Origin of the sequence: Phytobacter sp. V91 (assembly GCF_965644225.1) — a bacterium.
GTDB lineage: Bacteria > Pseudomonadota > Gammaproteobacteria > Enterobacterales > Enterobacteriaceae > CBFFRJ01.
Genome location: NZ_CBFFRJ010000290.1, coordinates 1 through 780, shown reverse-complemented (window position 1 = coordinate 780; position 780 = coordinate 1). Strand labels below are relative to the sequence as shown.

Sequence of the window (780 nt, the reverse complement as noted above, 5' to 3'; positions counted from 1 at the left end):
ACCGACAGGACCAGGCTTTTCCAGAACCCGTTCGTCCGGGTCAGCCGGATATCTTCCGGACGGATGCCCTCGCCAAAGCGCAGCACATCCACATCGCCACTGTTGGTGCTGTTCTCGTAGAAAGTGTCCTGACCGTCACCGGCATTAAACAGATAGGTGTCGCTGCCGTAACCACCTTGCAGGGTGTCGTTTCCGGTGCCACCCACGATCACATCATTGCCGTTACCGCCTTCAAGGACATCGTTGCCTTCACCGCCGTACAGGGTATCGTTACCCGCATTGCCATAAAGTTTGTCATCACCGTTATAACCACGGAAAATATCATCAGCACCGGTACCGGTGAATATTTCAGCTTCGCTGTGCAGCGTATTCATAATGGTGTACAGCAGTGCCTCATCCCCTGCTGTGGCTTCTTCTATACTTGTCAGAAACTGGGAGAGTATTTTTCCGTCCCACGCGCTAAGTCCGTTAAGAACCTGGGTGAAATCCTGAAACTCAACGGCAGCCTGTGTGCTGTCAGAAATAAACAAGCTGGTAAAGTAATAGCAGGACACGCTGAAGTCGGTGAGCAGCGTATTATTTTCCTGACCGACGATGCTCATGTTCAGCAGATTTTTTGTCAGAGTGTCGCTACCTGCCCTTAACTGCGCATATAAAGAGAGCTCGAGACCTGTAAATATTTCATTCAGCTGTTTCGCATACGCCTTAGGGAAGGTGCGATTTAATCGGTGGGGTTCAGTGGAGTCCTTATCTGTATTAGCCTTACCTTAGCTGAGCTGT

General features: G+C 50.4%; 1 protein-coding gene. It reads right to left on the bottom strand.

What is annotated here, in order from left to right:
• Nucleotides 1-602 (bottom strand): calcium-binding protein (locus ACSZO4_RS25700; protein WP_437891910.1); only part of this gene is annotated, 602 nt, incomplete at its 3' end.
• Nucleotides 603-780 lie beyond the last annotated feature (178 nt).